Below are 22,035 nucleotides of genomic sequence, written 5' to 3'. Positions count from 1 at the left end.
CCTGTAATTTGGCATATCTCTTCAATGGAAATCCTCTCGTTTCTTTTAATCCATTAAAGCATGTAGCTATAGGCATACCGTCAACATTTTAATGAAATTATATGCTAAGCAAGATTTGACATGAGAGAACATCACTTTAAATTCTATTCCTACAAGAAATCACAATGTGCGATCCAATCATTTGTTTTACTATTTTTAGCAAAATAAATTCCGCCGCCATGAATAATCTTTAAATGTGCTTTTGGATCGTCTGTTATTTGAAAAATAAATTCATAATCCGCGGGCCATTGGATACCTGATTGGGCAAAGCAAGCATAGCCTCCTAATTTGTGTATGTAATGATTTTCTTCAAAAATGTCCTCGTAGTAGTCAATCTCAATTGTATTTTCAAGTTCAATAATTTTATCTTGCACGTTGTGGGGGAAATCTTCCGTATCCCATTGTGGAAACTCATCAGCTACTAACTTTGGTATTAAGGGGAAAGGTTTTAGACTTGGAAACGTAAGTGACATTTCATTCGGTACTAGTTCTTCTAAAGAATCATATTCCCTAACACAAAAATTCCCTGATAAGTTGGACAAATCTTTAACAAAGTTTGGAGAAAGAAGTACTGCGATTGCTTTCATATCTTTTACTGCTTCTGGAACAAAAGGTATTTGAGTTAAATTAAGCATCATAATCGCATACATTTTATCTTGATAGCGATCGATTGGGTAAGTTTCATTTGGTAATGAATAGGGAATCTTTCCAATCCAACTTTCATTTATAGATAAATCAGGTCTTTTTCCGCCTGTTTGAAAGATAGTTGCTCTTTTTCTTAAGATATTCTTTATTTGATCTATTTCCAAAATATTTCTCCTCTTAAATATATATTTTTGTTTCTCTTTATTTTAACGGGTAATTATATTGTAACAATAATGTATGTTATTTTATAACGATTCTTTTGAAAAGTATTGTTAAGCAGCAATTTCACTTCTCTTCTTGTGGTTTTACTGTCGATCTAAAACAAATTTGTACTGTTTATAAAAAATCGTACCGTTGTGAGTAAAGTTTAACCCTTTGTACAAAAGTTGCACCATTTTTCATCATCGGGTAAAACTCCTGAAGTAATGAAGCTTTAGAATTAAAAGGAACTCTAGAAATCGAGACATTATAAATTTATTAAACTAGCTCAATAATAAAAACGATGAGTTCAATTTGACTGGTGTTTTAAAAATAACCACAAATTAAAAACCTATCTCAAATGAGATAGGCCTAATTACATACAATTCATATCGTATCCTAATTGCTTTTTACGCTTCTCTTACCGCACTTTGTATCGGAACTGGTTCATCCTTTACTTTCACTTTACGCTGCGGCGCCATATTAAATACGATATTTAATAGTACTGCTGACGCACTTCCAAGTACGATTCCGTTATCTGTTAAAATACGAATACTTTCTGGAAGTTGTGAGAATAATGTAGGAACGACAGTAACTCCTAGTCCGATTCCAACAGAACATGCAACGATTAATAAGTTTTCTTGTTTTCCAAAATCAACACTGCTTAACATTTTAATACCATAAGCCATAACCATACCGAACATCGCTAGCATTGCACCGCCAAGTACTGATTTCGGAATGATTGTTGTAATAGCTGCGATTTTAGGAATGAATCCAAGAACGATTAACATACCACCACAAGTGTAAATAATAACGCGATTTCTTACTCCAGTTAATTGAACAAGTCCTACGTTTTGAGAGTATGTTGTATATGGAAATGCGTTAAAAATACCACCTAACACCATCGCCAATCCTTCTGCGCGATAGCCTTTTGTTAATTCTTTTTCACCGATCTTTTTATTGCAAATATCAGATAACGCAAAGTATACACCCGTTGCTTCTACAATCCCTACGCAAGCAACAAGAACCATCGTAATAATTGGCGTTAATTCAAATGTTGGTGTACCGAAGTAAAACGGCTGAATACCGTGGAACCAATCCGCTTCTCCAACTGCTTGCAAGCTTACTTTCCCCATAAATGCTGCAACGATTGTACCGAACAATAGACCTAGTAAAATAGAGATTGAACGAATAAATCCGTCAAAGAAACGATACATAATGATGATAAATAGTAACACACCAAATGCTAATGCTAAATTTTCAAGACTACCGAAATCCTTACTTCCTACTCCACCAGCCATATCATTAATAGCGGCAGGAACAAGTGTAACTCCAATTACTGTAACGACAGATCCTGTTACAACAGGTGGAAACAGCTTTACAAGCTTTCCAAATAATTTCGCAAAAATAACAACGAATAACCCCGCAGCAATAATTGCCCCATAAATAGAAGACACGCCGTATTGTTTCCCGATTGCAATCATCGGTCCAACTGCTGTAAATGTACAACCAAGTACAACTGGAAGCCCAATACCGAAAAAGCGATTTGATAATGCTTGTAAAATTGTCGCAACGCCGCACATTAATAAATCAATTGAGACTAAATACGTTAACTCTTTTTGATTTAAACCAAGTCCACCGCCCACAATAAGCGGAACGATAATTGCACCAGCATACATAGCAAGCATATGCTGCATACCAAGCGATGCAATTTTAAATGGATGTTGCTTCATCGTTTACTTCACCTCCGCAGTTTCTTGCTGTACAAATGTAACTGTGCCGTTATCAAGTGATGCAATTTCTGCTAGTGATTCAACACGAACGCCTTGTTCACGAAGCTTCTTTCCTCCATCTTGAAATGCTTTTTCAATAACAATACCAATTCCTGCAATGCTTGCTCCAGCTTGCTCGACTAAACTCATTAAACCTAAAGCAGCCTGACCGTTTGCTAAAAAGTCATCGATAATTAAAACGCGATCACTTTCATCGATATGATTTCGAGATAATGAAATTTCATTCGTTTCTTGTTTTGTAAATGAATATACGTTTGCAACGTACATATTATCTTGTAACGTTAACGATTTACGTTTTCTTGCAAAGATTACTTTTACACCAAGCTCTAATGCAGCCATAACTGCTGGTGCAATGCCTGAAGATTCAATCGTCACGATTTTTGTAATGTTCTCTTCTTTAAAACGTTTAGCAAATTCTTTTCCGATTTCTTGCATAAGTACTGGATCAATTTGATGATTTAAAAAAGCATCTACCTTTAATACGTCACCAGATAAAACCTTTCCTTCGTTCAAAATCTTTTCTTGTAATACTTTCATGTTTGTTCCCCCTCTTATGCAATAAAAAAACTCCAAAAGCCGCCATCACTCGTTACAAGTGAGAGACGCGCTTTTGGAGTTTCGCAAAAAAAGAATGCTAAACAAGCAAATATATTCGTCCTCACTCATAGTCAAAGTATTTACGGTACTTCGGTAGAAACTTGCAGGCCATATCCCCGCGATTATATGAGTGTAGCTAACTATTTATTTTATAGATGGATTATAACGCATTTTTTATACTTTGAAAAGTATTTATTAACAAAACACGTACAAATTTTATAAAATCATTATTTTTGTTCGAGTTTTGCAAACTCTTTCATTCCCAATTATAACTTCGTTAAAATGATTGGTCCATCTTTTGTAATCGCAATTGTATGCTCATATTGAGCTGATAATTTCCCGTCCATCGTTCTCGCGGTCCATCCATTTAAATCTACTTTCGAATATCGCATACCTACATTGACAATCGGCTCAATCGTAATTACCATTCCTTCTTGTAACTCAGGCCCTTGTCCTTGCTTCCCAAAATGAAAAACTGCTGGTTCTTCATGAATCTCTTTACCGATTCCATGTCCCGTAAAGTCTCTTGCGACAGAAAAACCTTCATTTGCTACATAACTTTCAATTGCATAGCCAACATCTCCTACATGATTACCGATTATCGCCTGATCAATCCCTTTATACAAAGCATTCTCAGCTACTAACAACAACTTTTCTGCTTCATCAGAAACTTTTCCAATTCTATACGACCAAGCAGAATCCGAAAGACCACCATTTAAGTTTACTACCATATCAATTGTTACAATATCACCCTCAGTTAAAGGAATATCGGCCGGAAACCCATGACACATTTCATCGTTTACAGATGCACATATCGCATATGGATACCCGTTGTAACCTTTCTGCTCAGATGTTGCACCATGCTGTTCTAAATATGCTTCAACAAACGTATTAATTTCTTTTGTCGTAATACCCGGTTTCATTATTTTCGCAATTTCTCTATGACATGAAGCAAGTAATTTTCCAGATTCATGCATCAAATCTATTTCATTTTTCGTTTTAATTGTAATCATACTACCTCTACCTTTCCTTGCTAAAACTGCTATTTGCTACTAAATTTCTATCATACACATACTCTTCCAAAATTTCAAAACTTCTAATTACAAAAAGTATTATTTATTTCTGCATCAAAATAAAAAACAAAAGGAAATCCTTCTGTTTCTTAATCATTTTTACATAAATAACTCATTTTCAAAAACTCAAAACAACTACCATTTGTTTTCTGTATAAACGTCCCAACTGCTTCAAATCCTGCTCTTTTATACACTTTAATCGCTCTCTCATTAAATGTCGCTACTGATAATGTTATATAATTGCAACCATATTTTTCTTTACTAAAATCTATTCCAGCATTTACAAACTGTAAACCAAATCCACTTCCAGTTATATCAGGTCTCATTCCAAGCCCTATATCAACCGTTTGATTATTTACGTTACTAAAACTTAAGAAACCAATGAGAGTGCCATTTTCCTTTACAGAAAAAGTATGATTTCCTCTACTCTCCTCATGTAAAAACTCAGCTAAATCTTCTTCATCTGCTTCTATATCGTAAAAGGAATATTCCCCTTCATAATGCCAGTTATATGCAATTCCCTCCGCTTCTTTTTGCGTCATTACTGTATATGTATAAATCATTCTTCTACCCCCTATAAAAAAGAGCTGCAAGTAAGCAGCTCTTTTTTATAACTCATAGATTTCTTTATACTTCGCTTCTAAATAATCTGCTAAGTAGTTTGCATTTAATCCTTCGCCTGTCACATCTTCTAAAATTTCAAGTGGCTTTTTCGTTTTACCGTATTGGTGAATATTTTGTGTTAACCATTCACGAATTGGTGTTACGTTTCCTTCTTCTAACAATGCATCAAAGTTCGGAATGTCTTTTAACATTCTTTCCTTAAATTGCGCTGCATACATATAACCAAGCGCATAAGATGGGAAGTATCCAAATGAACCTCCAGCCCAGTGAACATCTTGCAATACACCTTGTGCATCGTTTGCCGGACGAATTCCTAAATATGCTTCCATCTTATCATTCCAAGCCGCTGGCAAATCCTTCACTTGTAATGTACCATCAAATAATTCTTTCTCAAGTTCATAACGAACCATGACGTGAAGCGGATATGTAAGCTCATCTGCTTCTATACGAATGAACGATGGCTTCGATTCGTTAATCGCATCATAAAACTCATCTACTGATATATCATTGAATTGACCATCGCTATACTCTTTTAATACATCATAATTTTTCTTCCAGAATGATTTATTACGACCGATAAAGTTCTCAAAGAATAATGATTGTGACTCATGAATACCCATAGATGTTCCACTACATAGCGGTGTACCTTCAAATTTTTCTGCAATATTTTGTTCATATACAGCATGACCACATTCATGTATTGTTCCAAACACAGCCATACGGAAATCTTTTTCATCATAGCGTGTCGTAATACGAACATCCCCTCTATTTAATGTAATCTCGAATGGATGTACCGTTTCATCAAGACGACCTGCTTCAAAGTCATAATTCAATTGCTTTAATAGCTCTAATGTAAAGTTCTTTTGTTTTTCTTTTGAAAAATGTTCTGATAAAGCACTTGTCTTTAATCTCTTTTGCGACTCCGATATTTCTTTTACAAGCGGAACGATACGTTCACGAAGTTGACCAAATACGTGATCTAACACTTCTACTGTAATACCCGGCTCATACATATCTAATAATGTATTATATTTATATGTTTCGTAACCCCAATATGTAATAAATTTCTTTTTAAATTCAACAATTTTTTCTAAATACGGACGGAACATTTCGAAATCAGATTTTTCGCGAGCTTCTTCCCACACACTTTCCGCTTTCGCTTCTAATTTCACATACGCTTCATATTCCGCTTGTGGAATTTTCTTATTTCTATCATATTCTTTACGACACTCTTCAACCATTTTCTTCGTCGTTTCAGAAAGTTTGTCTTCACGTATTAAATTTTCAAGTTCTGTTAAATAATTTCCCATCTCATCTGAAGTCGACATGGCAAACACTTCTGATGAAAGCATACCAATTACTTCTGAACGCTGGTCTACACCTTTTTTAGGCGCACCTGTTCTCAAGTCCCAAAACATTAAGCTTAATGCTTCCCCATAATTCTGTATCTTCTTCACATATGTTAAAAATTGTTTTTCTACTTCATATGTAGCTACTGTCATTGTATAAAAACCTCCTTTTTCTACCTCAAACTTAATTCGACATAGAAATCTAAATTCCTTTTATAATAAAAAAAAGCTTGGCAAGCGCCAAGCTTTTTCCTTACAATTCTTTACCTTCTACTGGTAGTACGTTTTTCACCGCTTCTACCACTTTCTCATCTTCTGTATCAGATAAGAAGATTGATATAGCACCTTTATCGTCGCTCGTACGAATTAAACGTCCAATCCCTTGACGAAGACGTAAAATCATATATGGTACATCTACATCCCAGAATGGATCATTTACATGTTTACGCTTCGCTTCAAACACAGGATCGTTTGGAGGGAATGGTAATGACCAAATAATAACATGTGATAATGATGAACCAGGAATATCTAAACCTTCCCATAAGTGAACGGCACAAAGCACAGTCTCTTCTTCATTTTGGAAACGAGAAACTAACTGACTAATTTCTTGATCTCCTTCATATAGGAACGGAACTGACATTTGTTCTTTACTTACATATTCTTTAAACGCTGCAAGCTCTTGTGTTGTACGGAATAATACAAGTGTACGTCCATTTGTCTTTTGTATATTTTCAAGTGTATATTGACACTTTCTTTCCCATTCATTTTCTTTCGTATGCGATAGTAGGTTTACTGCCATTTGCTCCTCATAATCAAACGGTGAGGCAACTGAGAATGATAAGTAATCTTTTACCCCTAGACTATTTGCCGTAAATGCGAATGAATCGTTGTTAGATAGTGTAGCAGAAGAGAAAATATATGGAATCTTCTTCGAGAATACTTTCTCTTGTAATACTTCTTCAACAGCACGTGGCATAATCACTAACGTGAAGGCTCCATCACCTTCTTCACCCCATGTAATTACATTTTTCTCGTGCATAAACAGACGAAGTGAATGTTCTAATACATCTAAATGTTCATCAACAATATTTAAATCATACGTGTTTACTGTATGCATTTCACTTTCAAATACTAATGCGTCTCCGACTTCACCGATTTTTGCATAAAGTCGCTTCGCTTCAGCAGTTACTTTTTCTGTCACAGTAATTTCTAAGCGATCAGAACCGGCGATTTCCTTTTTATTCTCTTGTAACACATCAAAAAATCGCTCTGTTTGCCAAATTGTTTCTTCTACTAAATGTGCAAACTCCTCGCGAATATCGTTTTGCAACAATCTCGTTAAAAGTTGCTCCATCATCGTTTGCTTTAAACGATATGTTAAAGCTTTTTGAGCTGCATATTCTACAAGATGTCCTTCATCGAATACAACGCAGCTACTTTCTGGTAATAACGGAATTTGTCCTTCACGCTTACGAGCATCGTACGTCCAAATATGATCCATATAGAAATCTTGAGAACAAATAATTAAATCTGCTGCTTTACGATAATGCTCACGAGAAAGAGTCTGCCCACAACGGTGACGTGAATCACAAGTGAAGCAATCTTGGAAGTAATCCCAATTTACTTTTGACCATTCTTCGTCATTTAAAAGTGGAAATTCTTTTCTGTCACCATAGTGAGTAAAGTTTTGCATCGTACCATGATCGAATACAAACTGTGGTAATTCGTAATATACGTCTTCAATTACTTCTGGAGCTCGTCCACTCATAACATCTTCAAGTTTACGTAAGCATAAATAATTATCCATTGATTTTGCAAGCCTTACATCAACAGATAGCCCTAACGCTTCAGATAACTTAGCAATGTCCCCTTCTTCTTTTACAAGCTGCTCAATTAACGTTTCATCTGCACAAGCGATAATAGCTGGTTTTCCAGTATAACGCGCATAGCAAATTGCATATAGAAGATATACAATTGTTTTCCCTGTTCCTACACCCGCTTCCGCGAACATTACTTTCTTTTCTTGGAAAGCACGCTCTAATTGAAACGCCATAAAAATTTGTTCATCACGCTCTTCAAAGCCTTTTTCCGGAAGGATGTCGTAAAATACATCTCCAATCCACTCATTCAACTTATCATAAAAATTGTCTTGTTTTCCTACTTCAAATGGTAATCTCTTCTCAGTAAACATCCTTAGCCTCCAACCAAAAAGTTTTTCTATAAAAAGATATAGCAACTGCTACTCATATGTGTGCAGCCACTTTCCCCTGTTGCCATACATAGAAATACACGAAAAAAAATTTTCCTTTCGAAAAAGGAAAATTTTCTTCTATATTAATGACTTTAAATACCGTTTATCAATCGCTGTTTCATGTGAAAGAGCTGACAAATATTCTTCTTGTGCTTTTTGTATTTCATCTACAATCACACTTTGACTATCCACTTCTTTTCCGAGCTCATCATACGTACGGTGAATAGCCTTTTGAATCATTGATAATTGGAAACTATCCATATTAGTTCCTCCTTTACGCATTACATAATAGCCAGTATATGCGTGCTGGAGGAGTTTTATACTATGAATTACGCGGTGGACGTTTTCCAAAGTACTGGTAGTAATCTGTACGGATAAATCCATTAAACAGCTTACGTTTCTTCGAAGCATCTTTTCCATAGCACTTCTCAAATGCTTCGTAACTTGTTAATACATATGCTGACCATGTATCTAATGGGCGGAATACTTGTCCCATTTCTTTATACAATTGTTCAACAAGTGCTTTTTCACTTAAACGTTCTCCGTATGGAGGATTCGTTACAACGTAGCCATAATCCTCTTTTGTTGTGAAATCTTTTACTTGCATTTGTTTAAATGTAATTAAATCACCTAAACCTACTTCTTCTGCGTTATCTTGAGCAACTCGAATCATACGATGATCAATATCTGATCCGATGATTTGCAGTGGTTGATTATAGTTCGCTAAATCTTCAGCTTCTTGACGAGCTTCACGCCAGTTTTGTTTACCTACCCAGCCCCACTCATCTGATGCGAAGCCACGGTTAAATCCTGGTGCGATATTTTGTCCAATTAATGCTGCTTCAATCGGAATTGTACCTGATCCACAGAAAGGATCCACGAAAGGACGATCTGGCTTCCAGTTTGTTAATTTAATTAAAGACGCAGCTAATGTTTCTTTTAAAGGAGCTTCCCCTTGATCCATACGGTATCCACGTTTATGAAGTCCAACACCGCTTGCATCAATTGTTAATGTTGCAATATCCTTAAGCATTGCAATCTCAATACGGAATAACGGACCATCTTCTTCAAACCAAGTTGTACGTTTATATGTTGTTTTTAATTTTTCAACGACAGCCTTTTTAACGATACGTTGGCAATCCGAAACACTGAATAATTCAGATTTTAAAGATTTACCGATAACAGGGAACTCACCGTTCTCTGGAATATAATCTCCCCAGTTTAATGCTTTCGTTTTCTCAAACAGCTCATCAAATGTTGTCGCTTTAAATTCGCCAACTTTAATTTTCACACGGTCCGCAGTACGTAACCATAAATTCGTGCGACAAATCGCCTTTTCATCTGCTTCAAATGTTACTTTGCTGTTTTCTACTTGGCACTCATAACCAAGATCACGAACTTCTCGAGCAACTAACGCTTCAATACCCATTGCCGCTGTTGCGATTAAAGTAACTTTTCCCATTTGCATTCACCTCTTATGTATAGTCAAACAATAATTAATAACAATTTCCCTTATTAATTATTACATTTTACGAAAAATTTTCTCATTAACCATTTTAACTCATAATTTATAACTTCATACAAATAAAAAGCCCTCCTCTAACAAAGGAGAGCTGAGTTATTTCATAGTTGGTTCATAACGTTCTGTAAGCCATGTTCTGTTCCTTTGTACTGCAAACGGCCCACGCCTCGTACTCCGGTGGCAATCATCTATCTACAGGTTATACAACCTGTCCTTTCCCATCGTTCATTTCCTTGGAAAAGATTCCCCTACCATTATTTGGGTTTCTCGCTCGTGGGGTTTACCTCGTTCCACTCCTATCATTTCTTCAAGGACTTCGTCACTGTGGCACTTTAAAGGTAGTCAAACCATATCCGAAAGGACTTAGGTTTTTTCCCTGCCGTTAAACCAGCCTTACAGCCAGAATACCCTAGCTTATGAATTGGCTAGGCACGAACACTACAGCCATCTCAGGCCGTGCGAGCATGGACTTTCCTCTACAACGTTGGCGTTGCAGCGATTACCCAAACGTTATGACATCCATTAGTATAGTGGAAACAAAAAGATTTTGCAATGTTTTTTTCTATGTAAAATGCTTTTACCTTTTTATCACCAAAAATTATTCGTATAACTTACTTCCAAATACAGCTTTTTCTAAATTAGATAGACGTTTTAAAATGTCCGTATTCGTGTTGTTATATACTGGTTGTGCAACTGGTGTTTGTACAGGTTGTTGTGGAGCTTGCGTTGCTACTAGTTTTTGTTCTTCTAGTTCACGCTTTAAACGAGCATTTTGTTGCTTTAATTGATCAAACTCCTTGTGGAAAGCCTCATAGTCTTTAATGATCATATCAAGAAACTTGTCTACTTCTTCTTGTTGATAACCTCTCATACCTGTTTTAAATTCTTTTTCTAAAATATCTTTTGCTGTTAATTTAATTTTATCCGAAATCATTTTCTTCACCTCAAATTTTTGCCAAAACTTTCATTAACTAAATTTTTTCAGAAACAATGCTTTTTGTCAATCATATATACGAGTACTATATTACATATTACTCAGCATTATTCCATTGTTCCTCTTCTATTATATCTTGTAAATCGGAAAAAAGAATAAAATAACTGTGATAATTTTCTATTTCTCCTTTTTTCTTTGCTGCTTCTACAATATATTTAGGACTCCCTGGTTTTTCTTCATCATATACAGCTAAAAGAGCATCACTTTTTTCAATAAAAAATTGATTTTTTAATTTAAATTGCTCTGGGCTTTCATACTTCCGTTTCGTAATACTATCAATATGATCTGCTTGAGAGAGAATAAATTCGTAATACTCACGGTTATCTTCCTTCCAGTTTTCTTTTTGTTCTAAAAACGGAGTGAATACCGCTAATTTTAAATTTGGGTATTCTACTTGTATTTCAAAAACAACCTCAGCAGCCCATAATTCTACACCTAACTGGCCGCTTATTATAACCCACTCTAAACCATCTTCTACAAAAGCAGTTAATTTACGACGCAGCGCCTTTTTTATACATTCTACTCCTGGATGATCATTTTTAAATATGCCAAGTTCAAATGGCTTATATCCTGTTACTACAATAACTTTCATATCAACACTCCAATTACAAAAAAGAACTAGCATTTCGCTAGTTCTAACATATCATTTACTTTTTAAATATTCCACCAACGTTTGGTCCGATATTTGGACCTACTGGTGATACGTTGTTTGGTCCAAATGGTGATACATTCGGTCCTGGTCCAAACGGTGATACATTCGGTCCTGGTCCGAATGGAGATATTTGATGGCCGTGGTGATGATGACCATGGCCACATGGTCCACATCCGCCACCAAATCCTGGATCAATTGGGTCTACAACATTTACATTCGAGTTTGTTTGCGGGAAGAAGTTTTGGTTTTTAATTTGTTGATGATGTACATGTGTTGTATGTGTTGGGAAAATGTGTGGCACCACCGTTGTTGAAAAAGAGTGTGTTACGCATTGTTTCGTCGGATGAACGACAGGAGCAGTTGTACAAATAGGTCCTACAGGCTTATGCCCTCCAAAACAAGGATGACAATGATGCATAGTTTTTTCTCTCCTCTCTCGTTAAAAAAATCTGATTACACTTTACAGTATGAGAAAAGAGGGAAAGCCGCTTGTTATATATACCCATTTACTCCAAGGAAATTTGTCTAGCCCCTACTTCATATAAGATACTTTTTTATAGACAACTCTCCAAAATTACTTACCAAAAAATCCTCCAACTTGCTTTACAATACCTGTCACTTGATTCATCGCATTCATCATTTGTCCAGCTGTATTCATCATTTTATTTACATCATAGTTACCATCTGACGTTTTAAATTGGGAAACAAAACTAGAAAATTGGCTTGGTTGCTGTTGTTGCTTTTGTTTATTCTGCGTCGGGTACGGTTGTTTTGGTGGATAAAACATCGCTTGTTGATTTCCATAGGGAGATGGTGGTGGCATATGGTATTGGGAATTCATATAAGGTTGCTGTTGTTGATCCATATAATGCTGCTGTTGATTCATGTAGGGTTGCTGCTGTTGTTGCGGTTGATTCATAAACGACACTTCAAATGGTTGGTAATAATTTTGATTTCCATAATGAGGCTCGAAAGGATACATATTATACCGTAAATATGTATCCGTATTATATTGGTACATATTTTGCTGTGCATATGGATTCGTTTGCTGATATACGTTAGGTTGTTGAAACATGCATTCTCTCCTCCTTCACATAAGTTTCTACATATATAATATGTACCTGCAAAATAATTTGTGTGACGAAGTATCTGTCTATTTTTGTCGGAAGTTTAAATTTTTAAAAAATTAAAAAAGAAAACCCTTCCATGCTATGATAATGAAGAAGAAGATTCTCATGGGGGAGGAATCAACATGGTATTAGGGGATTTAAAACAAGCGTTTTCTCAAAAAAAGGGGTATTACACAGAGAATGTAAATGAATTGTTAGACTTTGCGAGACATTGGTATCTCGAAGGAAAAATATGTATTTCAGATTACCGAACGTTAATAAAAGAATTAGAAATAAACGGTGCAACAAAACCTACAACAATGACAGAAGCATAAAAAAAACAAGAGGGTTTCCCCTCTTGTTACTTACATTGCTCAATTATATTTTGCAAAGTATACGAAATGGCTTGATGTGTTTCAAAGAATCGCTTACCTTTTCCTTTATTTACAAAACATTGCAACACATTTGTTTGTAAATTATCGTACACTTGATCAATTTGCTGTACATGTATATACTTCGGTTTTTCTTCCTTAATCCATTTATACGCTAATTCTTTCCACACTTTTAATTCCTCATCTACCATATCTACAAATGGTTTCATATCCTTATAAAAATCATATTCAATCATTTCTCTTTTTTTCACATTCGCTTCATTATTATGCTGCATAAGTTTTTCCGAAGACTGTATTAATGCTTCATACTTCATTTTATTCCCACCTTATTATGCACTCACTACGACGTTTTGAAATGCCTTCACCCAATTCCCTTTTTCTTCGTGATGCACTAATTTATTTTCCATATGCTCAATATGCATTTCTGTTATTTCTATCTTGTTGCATATTTTTTCACTCTTATCCTTCAATGCATGATTCATTCTAATCCCTATATTCATTTCCAGCAAATCGAGAGAACTTAACATTTGATCCATCGTTTTCATTACATCTTCCTTCTGAACCATCGCCATATACAAAACGCCCCCTTCTTTGCTTTTCCTTTGTCATGTAATTTCGCCGAATGATTTCCCACTCCTGCCCACATGACAAAACTAGTTGTTATTCGTCAAAGAAATCATTTTGTATGTCATTTATAGAAATGGTAACAATACAAAAAGGAGGTGTATGAAGATGACAAAGAACAAAAATGAAAAAAAGAAAAAACAAAACAAACAAAATAAACCCGAAACTGGCAATCCAAAGTTAGATGGTCCAAACTTCCCTGCTACATAAAGTAAAATTTTAATCAGTGGGGTCTGTTCATCCCCGACTGATTATCAACCCTCACCAATCGGGCTTTTACAAAAAGCTAATTTCTGAAGCATCCTTAATCTCTTATATTGATTAAGTTTTGAGATTAAATTTTTAGCACAAATGGCAGGATTACTTCACATTAAGAAGTCCCGTCTTCATAAATGAAGACGGGACTTCTTTTTTATTATATCACGAACTCTTCCATCCTTTTAACAAAACGATTTACAATAGAAGCAACATAGATTTGCCCTCTCTTTCTTTTATACCATTCTGTTATATCAACTTCACCCTTATACTCTTCTGGTAAAAATAGCTCATTTATTTCTGTATCTCTACAAAACCAATCTCTCATACTTAACCCCTTATGTGCAACAACAGGATAAACCTCTCTAAGGACTGGCGTACAAGATTTTCTAGCTACTCTTACATAATATTCATAATCTGCTCTTGACCCTGTGTGTGTAGTTTGCAATGCAAACCTATGGAATAACCTTTTATAATCTGGATGAAACAGTAACTCCGCTAATTTCTTCCCTAGTTCTATACGCTTTTGTAACGTTTCAAATTGATAAACTGAAAAACCATACATATTCCCTTCAACGGTTGGAAAAATAACGGCACTAATATGAAGCATTTCTTGCAATTTAAAAAGTGCTGTATGGAATACATGTTTTTTAAAATATGCATTCTCAATAACTGGTTTTTGAATTTTATTTTGCTCATTTATAATAAGCGCAGTCATGAGCCTGTTTATATCTTTTTTCTCCCAAAAATATATCCATTCTTTTTCCATAAAAATTGATACGTTGAAATATTGTAACAAATAGAATAGTGGCACCTGCCTCCTCTTACTTTCTTCGTATAACAACAGCTGAGGAAATGCATCTAAAAAAATAATCCAATTCGCTTCTTCATACGTCAGAAACAAATGTTTTTTTACTTTTTGAGGTAAAACAGTAGCATAATACCTCCCTTCTAAATCAGTCATATTCCATCCCGCATTTCTCGAGACCATACTCGCTAAGAAGGCCCACCTGATTTCACTATTTCTTACATAATATTCTTGATAAGACTGTGTTCGAGAAATGTTGTCCATATTAGCTATTTCTATTTCCCTCTTAATGTTGTAAACGATTGTTTTTTCTTCTTCTGTACAGGCGATATTTTTACGATATTGTTTAATTTTTTCATAATCATTCCATGTAAACATGAATAAGTCATCATACCTTTCTTCAAAAAGGTCACATCTTTTTTCATTTTTTGTTATAATCACCTTTGTAAGTAATTCTTAACAAGTTGGGAGTGGACACAATATGACCATTCGTTACCCAAATGGAAAACGGTTCAATCAAGCTTCACAACCTCATAAAACACCAATTAAAAAACATACTTATAGTAATAGAGGTATGTCCCTTGAAGAGGAATTGAATGAAACAAATGAATATTACTTAACCCATAATATTGCATGTGTACATAAAAAACCTACACCTCTTCAAATTGTAAAAGTAGATTACCCCGCTCGAAGTGCTGCAGTGGTAAAAGAAGCGTATTTTAAACAACCTTCTACAACAGATTACAACGGTGTATATAAAGGGAAATACATCGATTTTGAAGCGAAAGAAACAAAAAATAAAACCAGTTTTCCACTTCAAAACTTCCACCTTCATCAAATTGAACATATGAAGCAAGTAATAGCTCATAATGGAATTGCATTTGTTATTATTAAATTTACACTTTTTGATGAATTTTATTTATTAGATGCAAAACATATTATTGCGTTTTGGAATCGTCAAAATACTGGTGGACGGAAATCGATTACGAAAGAAGAAATAGAAGAGCATGGATCTTTATTATCATGCGGTTATCACCCTCGGATTGATTATATCCGTGTACTAGACACGGTTTATTTTTCGTGATAGAGTCATCACTAAGGCTCTTTTTTCGACTTTTGGGGAGAGAATGAAAGGTAGGAGAAAGTATAATGTCAGATAATTATCGTTCTCGTACAGAACGAAATCATGTAAAAAATCAAAATCAACAGCAAGAAACAAATAAAGAAAAAAAACCAAAGAAAAAAGGCTCCTTTTTTAAAAAATTCCTTATAGGTTGTCTACTTCTTGGTATCGTTGGTCTTGTTGCTGGCGTTTCCGCTTTCTTTGTTATGGTGAAGGACGCTCCAAAATTAGACAAATCAAAACTTGTCAATCCTTTATCAACAAAGTTTCTTGATAAAGATGGGAACTTTTTCTATGAATACGGTGCTGAAAAACGAACCCACGTTACGTATGATCAAATTCCAAAAGTAGTTGAAAATGCATTCCTTGCAACTGAGGATTCACGTTTCTATGACCATAATGGAATTGATTTTAAACGAACTACAAAAGCAGTTATGGAAAACGTCACTGGAGGTTTCGGATCTCAAGGTGGTAGTACGATTACACAACAAGTAGTCAAAAACTATTTTCTAACGATGGACAAAACTGCAAAGAGAAAAGTGCAAGAATGGTACCTATCTTACAAATTAGAGCAACAATACTCTAAACATGAAATCTTAGAAATGTACTTAAATAAGATTAACTTAGGTAACCGTTCGTACGGTATTTCAACAGCAGCAAAAAAATATTATAACAAAGATTTAAAAGACTTACAGTTACATGAAGCTGCGATGCTCGCTGGTTTACCCCAAGGTCCTAATATTTATGATCCAACAAAAAAAGACAACGTTGAACGAGCTACACAACGTCGTAACGTCGTATTATCATTAATGAATCGACATGGTTATATAACAAAAGACGAAATGAATAACGCAATAAAAATCCCTGTAACTGAAGGTCTTCAACCGTCTTCAGAAGTAACCGAGATGAAGTATCAAGCATTTTTAGATGCTGTTGTAACAGAAATTGAAAAAGAATATCCTGATATAAATATTGGTTCAGATGGTTTAACAATTCATACAACACTTGATCAAGATGCTCAAGAGTACGCTGAAAAAATTATGGATGGCAACCTTATTAAGTATCCCAGCGACCAATTCCAAGGATCATTCGTATTTATGGATACAAAGTCTGGAGAAGTTCGAGCAATTGGGGCTGGGCGCAAAGACAGTAAGTCTACTTTCAAAGGTCATAATATGGCAACTGATTTAAAACGCCAAGTTGGTTCAACCATGAAACCAATTTTCGACTATGGTCCAGCATTCGAGAATTTACAATGGTCTACATACCATCAATTAAACGACTCAGAGTATACGTATTCCAATGGAAAGAAAATACGAAATGCCACAAAGAGTTACAAAGGTGACGTTTCACTACGTGAAGCTTTGAAAAAATCATTAAACATCCCAGCTTTAAAGACAGCTCAAGCGGTTGGACTACCGAAGTCACAAGCGTTTGCTGAAGGCTTAGGTATGACCTTTAAAGACGGCAAAGTATATGAATCAACAGCAATCGGTAGTAACGATAGTTCTCCATTACAATTAGCAGGTGCATATGCAGCCTTTGGTAATGATGGTAACTATAATAAACCGCACTTCGTAAAAGAAGTCATCTTCCCCGACGGGACAAAGAAAAGTTTTAAACCGAAAGAACAACGAGTGATGCAAGACTACACAGCTTACATGGTTACTGACGTTCTTCGTGACGTAGTAAAACCTGGTTCTGGTGGTACAGGTCCAACAGCATACGTTTCTGGTTTTGACGTAGCTGGTAAAACAGGGACACAAAACTTTGATGAAGACGTTCTTAAAAAATATGATATTCCAGCTGATGCAAACAGAGATAGCTGGTTCGCTGGATATACACCGCAGTATACAATGGCAGTATGGACTGGTTACGAAAAGGATGGTCCAGAAAATTACATTGGCGATCGCTCTACTAGAATTGCACAACAAATGTTCCAAGTAATGATGAGCAAATTCGCTACAGATAACTCCCGTTTTGAGCGTCCTTCTTCTGTACAAGAAATAAACGGAGAGTTATATGTAAAAGGTGCGAAAAAAGATGCAATTAAACAAATTAAAGTAGATGCACCTAGTGGTCTTAATGTCAATTTCGATGGTGCTAGCACAGTTACACTAAACTGGTCTGGACCAGCAGAGGTTGATGCATATGCAGCAAGCTATAAAGCGACAGACGGTTCAAGTGGTAGTTTATCAATAAAAGGTACAACAGCTACTCTTGGCGGTATTAAACCAGGCGTTACTTACAGCTTCTCTGTAGTAGCGAAAAAAGGTACTGGAACAAGCCCTGCAGTTGGTGCATCCTTCACTGCGCCTGGAGGAACTCCAGACGCGAAGAAAGCTGACGAAGAGGCTAAGAAGAAGGCTGACGAAGAAGCTAAGAAAAAAGCTGATGAGGAAGCACAGAAAAAAGCTAATGAAGATAAACTAAAACAAGACGAGGCTAAGAAAATAGCTGATGAAGAAGCTAAGAAAAAGGCTGACGAAGAGGCTAGAAAAAAGGCTGATGAAGAAGCTAAGAAAAAGGCTGATGAAGAAGCTAAGCAGAAAGCTGACGAAGAGGCTAGAAAAAAGGCTGATGAAGAAGCTAAGAAAAAGGCTGATGAAGAAGCTAAGAAAAAGGCTGATGAAGAAGCTAAGAAAAAGGCTGATGAGGAACGCAAACAACAAGAACAGCAACAACAGCAACAGGATACTGGAGGAGATACTACTCCTCACGCAGACGGAAATGTTGTTACAACAGAGTCTTAATAACAAAAAAGAAGTCCTTTCTCTTAACGAGAAAAGGACTTCTTTTTTGTTATCATTTTCTTTACATATAGCTTTTCTATTTCAATATACAACTGTGCTAACTGAATATAAGAATGATAATTATTTGGTTTCTTTATAATGAACGAATACCGCTCCATAAAATTAACTGGTTGTACTTCCAATTTACTCGTGTAATCTTCCATTTCATCCAAACTATGAACAGGTTGCTCATTTAACCAATATACAATTGATAACAAATGCGCTGCAAAAAGAATCATCGGACCTTCAGCTTCTTGTTTCTTTCTGTTTCGAAATAATGCGGCAATGTCTTCATGCTTATTTTTCCATACATTCAACATTACCGGAATACTATTTTCAATTTCATTCCACGGCTCATATTGTCTTTCAATATCAAATATAAAGTAAGTACATTGTATGATTTCTTCAAAAGACTGTTCTGTATGATACTCAATTGAATTTATACTTTCTTTAAAAAATGGTAAGTACCGAAATTCTCTCGGTACTTCTATAACTCGCTCCATCCTTTATTTCCCCTTCATCCGCTTCTTTCCTTCTCGACACACTTCTAGCAATCGACACTCTTCACACTGTGGTCGCTGTGCTTTACAGTGATAACGTCCAAAGAAAATCAAACGGTGATGTGTAACGCCCCATTCATCCATCGGAATTTTCTTCATTAATGTTTTTTCGACTTCTAATACAGAGTCTTTCCATCTACAAATCGCTAATCGTTTGCTCACCCGCTCTACATGCGTATCGACAGCAATTGCCGGTATTCCAAAAGCTACCGATACTACAACATTCGCTGTCTTCCGTCCTACACCTGGTAACTTCGTAAGCTCATCTCGATCTTTCGGCACTTCCCCATTGTAATCATCTAATAACATTCGGCACAATTTTTGAATGTTTTTCGCTTTATTTCTATACAATCCAATAGAACGTATATCTTGTTGTAACTCTTCTAGAGAAACACTTAAATAATCTTCTGGTGTTTTATATTTTCGAAATAAATTTTTCGTCACTTTATTTACAAGTGCATCTGTACATTGTGCAGATAATGCTACCGCTATTACTAGTTCAAACGGATTATCATGAATTAATTCACAATGTGCTTCTGGGTACATGTCCGCCATTGTGTCTAAACAATAGCGGATTTGCGTTTTATTTAACATATACTTCCTCCTACATTACTGCTCCAACCAATTATAAAAAGGCACTTTTCCAGTAAATTTCGTCTCTTGTTTTGTCGTTTGCTGTGTTCGTTGTTGATTTGCTCTAAATTTTCGTCCTTGATTTTGGGCTTGATCTACTGTTTTAATACCATTCTTTTTCCACTCAAATAAAATGCGATCAATATATCGGAAATTAAGCTTACCACTCATTACAGCTTCCCTGAGGGCCGCTTGAATTAAATTCGGATGATGTTGATCTTGATCTTCCCACATCCCCAACGTTTCACATTCAAATGGAGAAAGTGGTCTTCCAAATTCTTTTTCAAATACTGTATATAAATTTACTTGCAGTTGTTTTATTTCTTTTTGTTCTTCCTCTATTGATTCATTCATTAAGAAATGCAATATTTTTTCCCATAGTGGTTGTAAAGAATAACTTTCACACATCATCGCTTCTGATCTTTGTCCACCTTCTAGTGATAAAAAACCTTTTTGAATCAATGTCTGAATCACTTCCATACATTTCATTTCAGTAATCGTCATCCGTTCTGAAATCTCTGACGGAGTCGGAAACGAATTGCCCGATTCTAAAAACGTGTGTACATGAAGTACAACCATAAATTCCGTTTCATTTAACCCTAATTTTTTATAATGCATCATAAGTAATTTTGGAATTGCAATGCTTCCCTGTTCAAACCACTGTAACATCATTTTCTTTTTCATCACCAAACACCTCGCTCTCTAGTATAACACACCTTTCGCTAATTCTTTTTGCCACAATTCGTCAAAAAAAACCTTCCTATCATGTAGGAAGGTTTTTTGTATTGCGTTAATAAAATATACAATTAAGCTTGCACTTTACTTTTCATAAACGTATGAATGCGTTCTAATGCTTTCTCTACTTGTTCAAGAGATGTCGCATATGACAAACGAACGTTGTTTGGAGCACCAAATCCTGTACCTGGTACAAGAGCCACTTTTTCCTCTTCTAATAGAGCTTTTGCCCAATCATCAACAGTTTCATATCCTGATAAAGCTACCGCTTCTTTTACATTAGGGAATAAGTAAAATGCACCTTGTGGTTTAATGCAAGTAAAGCCAGGAATTTGAATTAATTTATCATAAATAATGTTTAATCTCTCTTCGAATGCTTGACGCATTGTTTCTACAGGTTCTTGTGAGCCTGCATATGCCGCGATTGCGCCGTATTGAGCGATTGAAGTAGGGTTTGACGTACTATGACTTGCTAAGTTCGTCATCGCTTTAATAAGCTGCTTATTTCCTGCTGCATATCCAATACGCCATCCCGTCATAGAATGAGATTTAGATACACCATTAATAATAAGTGTTTGTTCTTTTAATGCATTAGAAAGCTGGGCAATTGAAGTATATTCTGCTCCACCATAAATTAATTTTTCATAAATTTCATCTGAAACGATTAAAATATCATGTTCTAAACACACTTCTCCAAGCTGTTGTAATTCTTCTTCGCTGTAAATCATTCCTGTTGGATTGCTCGGTGAATTAATAATAACTGCTTTCGTTTTCTCTGTAATTGCCTCACGCAGCTGCTTTGCTGTAATCTTGTACTCATTGTCTTCCATGCCTTCTACATAAACTGGCTTACCTCCAGCGAGTTTTACTTGTTCAGGATAACTTACCCAGTAAGGCGTTGGGATGATAACTTCATCTCCTTCATCAAGTAACACTTGGAATAATGTATATAATGCATGCTTTGCGCCGTTACATACAATAATTTCAGACGGATTATACGCAATTCCTTGATCGCGAGTAAACTTCTTCACAATTTCTTGTTTTAACGCTTGTAATCCACCTGTTGGTGTATACTTCGTATGTCCTTCTAACATCGCTTTATGTGCGGCATCCATAATATGTTCTGGCGTATTAAAGTCAGGTTCTCCTGCTCCTAATCCAATTACATCATGACCTTCTGCTTTTAATGCTTGTGCCTTTGCTGTAATTTCTAAAGTTGCAGATGGTGTTAAAGCAGCTACTCGCTTTGCTAATTTCATTTGTAGTT

Annotated in this window: 24 protein-coding genes, 1 other RNA gene and 1 riboswitch; of the genes, 4 read left to right on the top strand and 21 right to left on the bottom strand. The window is 35.6% G+C overall.

Annotated elements, in window-relative coordinates:
• Nucleotides 1-149: 149 nt before the first annotated feature.
• From ACQVV1_RS13315 to ACQVV1_RS13250, 14 genes are all read right to left on the bottom strand, one after another.
• Nucleotides 150-848 (bottom strand): YwqG family protein, encoded by a 699-nt coding sequence (locus tag ACQVV1_RS13315; RefSeq protein WP_431168955.1) that lies wholly within the window; start codon nucleotides 846-848, stop codon nucleotides 150-152.
• A 444-nt stretch (nucleotides 849-1,292) separates the two neighbouring features.
• The gene (gene pbuX / locus ACQVV1_RS13310; RefSeq protein ID WP_242251227.1) at nucleotides 1,293-2,615 is read right to left on the bottom strand and encodes a xanthine permease PbuX; all 1,323 of its coding nucleotides are present in this window, start codon (nucleotides 2,613-2,615) and stop codon (nucleotides 1,293-1,295) included.
• A 3-nt stretch (nucleotides 2,616-2,618) separates the two neighbouring features.
• Nucleotides 2,619-3,212, bottom strand: a complete 594-nt coding sequence (locus ACQVV1_RS13305; RefSeq protein WP_044584263.1) for a xanthine phosphoribosyltransferase — start codon at nucleotides 3,210-3,212, stop codon at nucleotides 2,619-2,621.
• A gap of 108 nt (nucleotides 3,213-3,320) precedes the next feature.
• Nucleotides 3,321-3,422: riboswitch (purine riboswitch) on the bottom strand.
• Nucleotides 3,423-3,538: 116 nt separating this feature from the next.
• On the bottom strand, nucleotides 3,539-4,285 hold the full coding sequence (locus tag ACQVV1_RS13300) for a type I methionyl aminopeptidase (protein ID WP_242251226.1): 747 nt from the start codon (nucleotides 4,283-4,285) through the stop codon (nucleotides 3,539-3,541).
• Nucleotides 4,286-4,434: 149 nt separating this feature from the next.
• Nucleotides 4,435-4,908 (bottom strand): GNAT family N-acetyltransferase, encoded by a 474-nt coding sequence (locus tag ACQVV1_RS13295; protein ID WP_431168954.1) that lies wholly within the window; start codon nucleotides 4,906-4,908, stop codon nucleotides 4,435-4,437.
• 45 nt (nucleotides 4,909-4,953) lie between these two features.
• Complete coding sequence (gene ypwA / locus ACQVV1_RS13290; protein ID WP_242251224.1) at nucleotides 4,954-6,471, bottom strand: carboxypeptidase M32; 1,518 nt, start codon at nucleotides 6,469-6,471, stop codon at nucleotides 4,954-4,956.
• Nucleotides 6,472-6,571: 100 nt separating this feature from the next.
• Nucleotides 6,572-8,509 carry an ATP-dependent DNA helicase gene (locus tag ACQVV1_RS13285; RefSeq protein WP_000493699.1) on the bottom strand — a complete coding sequence of 646 codons (1,938 nt, stop codon included), beginning with the start codon at nucleotides 8,507-8,509 and terminating at the stop codon, nucleotides 6,572-6,574.
• Nucleotides 8,510-8,647: 138 nt separating this feature from the next.
• A complete protein-coding gene (locus ACQVV1_RS13280) occupies nucleotides 8,648-8,830 on the bottom strand; it encodes a DUF3921 family protein (protein WP_098555647.1) in 183 nt (60 codons plus the stop codon).
• A 61-nt stretch (nucleotides 8,831-8,891) separates the two neighbouring features.
• Complete coding sequence (locus tag ACQVV1_RS13275; protein ID WP_000521229.1) at nucleotides 8,892-10,031, bottom strand: THUMP domain-containing class I SAM-dependent RNA methyltransferase; 1,140 nt, start codon at nucleotides 10,029-10,031, stop codon at nucleotides 8,892-8,894.
• A gap of 180 nt (nucleotides 10,032-10,211) precedes the next feature.
• Nucleotides 10,212-10,602: RNase P RNA component class B (rnpB, locus tag ACQVV1_RS13270), an RNA gene on the bottom strand.
• A gap of 87 nt (nucleotides 10,603-10,689) precedes the next feature.
• Complete coding sequence (gene gpsB / locus ACQVV1_RS13265) at nucleotides 10,690-11,025, bottom strand: cell division regulator GpsB (RefSeq protein ID WP_063224127.1); 336 nt, start codon at nucleotides 11,023-11,025, stop codon at nucleotides 10,690-10,692.
• Nucleotides 11,026-11,122: 97 nt separating this feature from the next.
• Entirely contained in the window at nucleotides 11,123-11,677 is a 555-nt protein-coding gene (locus ACQVV1_RS13260) for an SLOG family protein (protein ID WP_431168953.1), read from the bottom strand.
• Between the two features lie 55 nt (nucleotides 11,678-11,732).
• A complete protein-coding gene (locus tag ACQVV1_RS13255; RefSeq protein ID WP_431168952.1) occupies nucleotides 11,733-12,155 on the bottom strand; it encodes a CotD family spore coat protein in 423 nt (140 codons plus the stop codon).
• Nucleotides 12,156-12,311: 156 nt separating this feature from the next.
• Nucleotides 12,312-12,812 carry a YppG family protein gene (locus tag ACQVV1_RS13250; protein WP_242251220.1) on the bottom strand — a complete coding sequence of 167 codons (501 nt, stop codon included), beginning with the start codon at nucleotides 12,810-12,812 and terminating at the stop codon, nucleotides 12,312-12,314.
• A gap of 177 nt (nucleotides 12,813-12,989) precedes the next feature.
• Between ACQVV1_RS13250 and ACQVV1_RS13245 the strand changes: the two genes are divergently transcribed.
• Nucleotides 12,990-13,181, top strand: coding sequence for a YppF family protein (locus ACQVV1_RS13245; protein ID WP_000242661.1), 192 nt, complete (start codon nucleotides 12,990-12,992; stop codon nucleotides 13,179-13,181).
• A gap of 26 nt (nucleotides 13,182-13,207) precedes the next feature.
• On the opposite strand, the gene ACQVV1_RS13240 is transcribed toward ACQVV1_RS13245, so the two are convergent.
• The gene (locus tag ACQVV1_RS13240; protein ID WP_097949079.1) at nucleotides 13,208-13,552 is read right to left on the bottom strand and encodes a YppE family protein; all 345 of its coding nucleotides are present in this window, start codon (nucleotides 13,550-13,552) and stop codon (nucleotides 13,208-13,210) included.
• 15 nt (nucleotides 13,553-13,567) lie between these two features.
• The gene (locus tag ACQVV1_RS13235) at nucleotides 13,568-13,810 is read right to left on the bottom strand and encodes a hypothetical protein (RefSeq protein WP_001252039.1); all 243 of its coding nucleotides are present in this window, start codon (nucleotides 13,808-13,810) and stop codon (nucleotides 13,568-13,570) included.
• An 85-nt stretch (nucleotides 13,811-13,895) separates the two neighbouring features.
• On the opposite strand from ACQVV1_RS13235, the gene ACQVV1_RS13230 reads away from it, so the two are divergent.
• Nucleotides 13,896-14,072: a hypothetical protein gene (locus ACQVV1_RS13230; RefSeq protein ID WP_002020884.1), complete on the top strand. Its 177-nt coding sequence runs from the start codon at nucleotides 13,896-13,898 to the stop codon at nucleotides 14,070-14,072.
• A gap of 205 nt (nucleotides 14,073-14,277) precedes the next feature.
• On the opposite strand, the gene ACQVV1_RS13225 is transcribed toward ACQVV1_RS13230, so the two are convergent.
• Entirely contained in the window at nucleotides 14,278-15,303 is a 1,026-nt protein-coding gene (locus ACQVV1_RS13225) for a DUF2515 domain-containing protein (protein WP_431168951.1), read from the bottom strand.
• 103 nt (nucleotides 15,304-15,406) lie between these two features.
• Here ACQVV1_RS13225 and recU point away from each other — a divergent pair, with 103 nt between their 5' ends.
• Nucleotides 15,407-16,009 (top strand): Holliday junction resolvase RecU, encoded by a 603-nt coding sequence (gene recU, locus ACQVV1_RS13220; protein WP_242251218.1) that lies wholly within the window; start codon nucleotides 15,407-15,409, stop codon nucleotides 16,007-16,009.
• Nucleotides 16,010-16,074: 65 nt separating this feature from the next.
• Nucleotides 16,075-18,801, top strand: coding sequence for a PBP1A family penicillin-binding protein (locus ACQVV1_RS13215; protein ID WP_431168950.1), 2,727 nt, complete (start codon nucleotides 16,075-16,077; stop codon nucleotides 18,799-18,801).
• 23 nt (nucleotides 18,802-18,824) lie between these two features.
• On the opposite strand, the gene ACQVV1_RS13210 is transcribed toward ACQVV1_RS13215, so the two are convergent.
• From ACQVV1_RS13210 to aspB, 4 genes are all read right to left on the bottom strand, one after another.
• On the bottom strand, nucleotides 18,825-19,343 hold the full coding sequence (locus tag ACQVV1_RS13210) for a YpoC family protein (protein ID WP_063224134.1): 519 nt from the start codon (nucleotides 19,341-19,343) through the stop codon (nucleotides 18,825-18,827).
• A 3-nt stretch (nucleotides 19,344-19,346) separates the two neighbouring features.
• The gene (gene nth / locus ACQVV1_RS13205; protein WP_063224135.1) at nucleotides 19,347-19,994 is read right to left on the bottom strand and encodes an endonuclease III; all 648 of its coding nucleotides are present in this window, start codon (nucleotides 19,992-19,994) and stop codon (nucleotides 19,347-19,349) included.
• A gap of 15 nt (nucleotides 19,995-20,009) precedes the next feature.
• The gene (gene dnaD / locus ACQVV1_RS13200; RefSeq protein ID WP_060630206.1) at nucleotides 20,010-20,717 is read right to left on the bottom strand and encodes a DNA replication protein DnaD; all 708 of its coding nucleotides are present in this window, start codon (nucleotides 20,715-20,717) and stop codon (nucleotides 20,010-20,012) included.
• Between the two features lie 122 nt (nucleotides 20,718-20,839).
• Complete coding sequence (gene aspB / locus ACQVV1_RS13195; RefSeq protein WP_431168949.1) at nucleotides 20,840-22,027, bottom strand: aspartate transaminase AspB; 1,188 nt, start codon at nucleotides 22,025-22,027, stop codon at nucleotides 20,840-20,842.
• Nucleotides 22,028-22,035: the final 8 nt, after the last annotated feature.

This window comes from Bacillus basilensis (genome assembly GCF_050630465.1).
Taxonomy (GTDB): domain Bacteria; phylum Bacillota; class Bacilli; order Bacillales; family Bacillaceae_G; genus Bacillus_A; species Bacillus_A basilensis.
This window is presented reverse-complemented; position numbering and strand designations above follow the sequence as displayed.